Here is a 2,876-nt window from a genome sequence, read left to right as displayed (position 1 = left end):
CGGTGCGCGACGCGGCCCAAGCCTTGCTCGAGCGCTGGCCGGATCACGTCAGCCCGCTGCTGGACCGATGGCTCCGGCATGGGCAGCAATACGGCCAAGTGTGACGCCTGTTTCACTTATCCGACCAACATATGTATCAAGCTGGTTATACTCCGAAGACTGTACGAAATTGGATCAGGCCATGTCAGAAGTTGCCCACACCACCGCACCGCTGACCGCACCACCGGTTATTCGGGCGCTGCTCGCGAAGCTCTCCATCAGCTACACGGAAGTCGCCGAACATCCGGGCCTGAACCCTGCACGAAAGGTCCAGGCGGTGCTGCTGGAGGATGCGGTGGGCGCACTTATGGTGCTGTTCCCTCAAAGCCAGTTGCTCGACCTCAACCGCCTCACCGAACTCACCGGCCGCCACCTGACGTCGGTGTCACCGGAGCGTATCGAACGCATGCTGGGCAAGCACGACCTGAGCCTGCTGCCCGGCCTGCCGGCGCTGACCAGTTCACCTTGCCTGTATGAAGGCAGCCTGCTGAATGAGCCGAGCCTGCTGGTTCACTCGGGTGAAGCCGGTTTGCTGCTGGAGATCGCCAGCGTCGACTTCAAGACCATGCTGACCAAGGCCAGCGCCGCGCAATTCGGCGAGCCGCTGAGCAACATCCGTCCCAACCTCGACCGGCCCAATGATGACCGCGAGGAGATCTCGCAGGCCATGCAGGCGTTTACCGCCCGACGCATCCAACAGCGCCTGGAAGCGACCATCGAGATTCCACCGCTGGCCGACACCGCGCAGAAGATCATCAAACTGCGCGTCGACCCCAACGCCACCATCGAAGACATCACCAGCGTGGTCGAAACCGACCCGTCGCTGGCCGCCCAAGTAGTCAGCTGGGCCGCCTCGCCCTATTACGCCTCGCCGGGCAAAATCCGCTCGGTGGAAGACGCGATCGTGCGTGTGTTGGGCTTCGACCTGGTGATCAACCTGGCGCTGGGCCTGGCCCTGGGCAAAACCCTGAGTCTGCCCAAGGACCATCCGCACCACGCCACACCGTACTGGCACCAGTCGATCTACACCGCCGCCGTCATCGAAGGCCTGACCCGCGCGATGCCGCGCGCGCAACGCCCGGAAGCCGGCTTGACCTACCTGGCCGGCCTGCTGCACAACTTTGGTTATCTGCTGCTGGCCCACGTATTCCCGCCGCACTTCTCGCTGATCTGCCGACACCTGGAGGTCAACCCGCACCTGTGCCACAGCTTTGTGGAGCAACACTTGTTGGGGATCAGCCGCGAGCAGATCGGCGCCTGGTTGATGCGCTACTGGGACATGCCGGACGAACTGTCCACCGCCCTGCGCTTCCAGCACGATCCGTTCTACGACGGCCAATACGCCGAGTACCCGAATCTGGTGTGCCTGGCCGTGCGCCTGCTGCGCAGCCGAGGCATCGGGTCCGGGCCGGATGAAACCATCCCCGACGAGTTGCTTGAACGTTTGGGCTTGAGCCATGACAAGGCTGAAGAAGTCGTGGCCAAGGTGCTGGATGCCGAGGTGCTGTTGCGCGAATTGGCCTCGCAGTTCAGCCAGGGCTGAATCGGTAGCTTGTTAGATCGCTATCGGGGGCAAGCCCCCTCCCACATTTTGATCTGCGAACACGGTCAAGTGTGGGAGGGGGCTTGCCCCCGATGAATCCACCTCGGTCTACTTCTTTTTCTTCGGCTTCAAATACTTGGTCAACCCCTGGAACCAGATCACCAGCGCCGGGTTGCCCTTGATCTGAATCGACTTGTCTTGAATCCCCGTCATGAACGCCAGTTGCTTGTTCTTCGCCTGCATCGTGGCGAAGCCGTAGGCGGCATCTTTAAAGGCAATGGCGAAGGCCGGCGCGGGGTGAACACCCGAACGGCTGGTGATGCGCTGGTCTTTGACGATGAAATGACGGGCAACCTTGCCGTCGAGGGTCTGCAACTGGAACGCCAGGTCTTTGTCACCCAACTGCTGCTGGAACGCAGGGTTGGTGCGACTGGCTTTGCCCATCATCAGGCCCAGTACCCAGAGGAGAAAACGAAATTTCATGCACACGGCCTCGGTGTAATTATTGAGTGGCCGCAGCAGTGTAGCAATTTGCCGAAAGAACGCCACCGACCTCGCGCTTTAGCGGGAGATCGGTTGGCGTTTAACGCTTATAGCAACAACTTGCTTATACGTTCGGGCAAGGTACCGGTGCCCAGTCGGCCAGGTTTGGATCGCGGCAAGTGCCTTCGATCTGCGCTTTACCGGCGTTGGCGACCTGCTTGCTTTCAGCTTGCTTGGTCTGGGCAGTCTGGAAGGTTTTTTCGGTGGCGACCGCTTCTTTCGGCACCACAGGCAGCGGCGGACGCTTGGTCACGACTTTGCTGGTCGATTTGCCTTTCTTGGCCGGTACGACCGCCGGAGTGGCATCCGCTGTCGCCACGGTGACCACGTCGTTGCGCTGCACGCCAACCTGTTGCAGGTCTTTCTCGTAAGCCTGGGTGTAGTTGTTCAGGTCTTCACTGGCTTTGCCATTGACCGCGACGATCAGGTCATTGGATTCCTTCAGGCCGGAAACGATTTCCGCCAGGCGCTTGCGGCCTTCGGTGTCGTTGACGGTCTTGGCTTTACGGTCGGCCACCAGCTTGGTGAACGCGCTCTGGTAGCACTGCTGGGAGGCCTTGGCATAGGCGGTGCTGCGATCGATGTCGGAGGCGCTTTTGTTCACGTCAGCCGCGTAGGACGCAATGCGCTGGTTGTCATCGGCTACCTGCTTCTGACGCTCGGTGTAGTAACCCGCCGCGCCGCCGACCAGGGCGCCACCCGCAGCACCAATCGCTGCGTTACGGCCGCGCTTCTCGGAGTCGCCGGTCAG

The 2,876-nt window shown here is 61.2% G+C and carries 4 protein-coding genes; 2 read left to right on the top strand and 2 right to left on the bottom strand.

All coding sequences use genetic code 11. The annotated features are described in order from the left end of the window. Both L9Z73_RS31665 and L9Z73_RS28460 read left to right on the top strand, forming a co-directional pair. Positions 1–104, top strand: a 104-nt coding sequence (locus L9Z73_RS31665; protein ID WP_430624323.1) for a hypothetical protein, incomplete at its 5' end; no start/stop codon positions are given. A gap of 77 nt (positions 105–181) precedes the next feature. Next, complete coding sequence (locus L9Z73_RS28460; RefSeq protein ID WP_247408121.1) at positions 182–1,582, top strand: aminoacyl-tRNA deacylase and HDOD domain-containing protein; 1,401 nt, start codon at positions 182–184, stop codon at positions 1,580–1,582. Between the two features lie 108 nt (positions 1,583–1,690). Here L9Z73_RS28460 and L9Z73_RS28455 read toward each other — a convergent pair whose 3' ends face one another. Next, positions 1,691–2,065, bottom strand: a complete 375-nt coding sequence (locus L9Z73_RS28455) for a helicase (RefSeq protein ID WP_094774023.1) — start codon at positions 2,063–2,065, stop codon at positions 1,691–1,693. A 124-nt stretch (positions 2,066–2,189) separates the two neighbouring features. After that, on the bottom strand, positions 2,190–2,876 hold a 687-nt coding region (tagQ, locus tag L9Z73_RS28450; RefSeq protein ID WP_247408119.1), incomplete at its 5' end, for a type VI secretion system-associated lipoprotein TagQ.

Source organism: Pseudomonas emilianonis (genome assembly GCF_023072625.1).
GTDB lineage: Bacteria > Pseudomonadota > Gammaproteobacteria > Pseudomonadales > Pseudomonadaceae > Aquipseudomonas > Aquipseudomonas paraveronii.
This window is presented reverse-complemented; position numbering and strand designations above follow the sequence as displayed.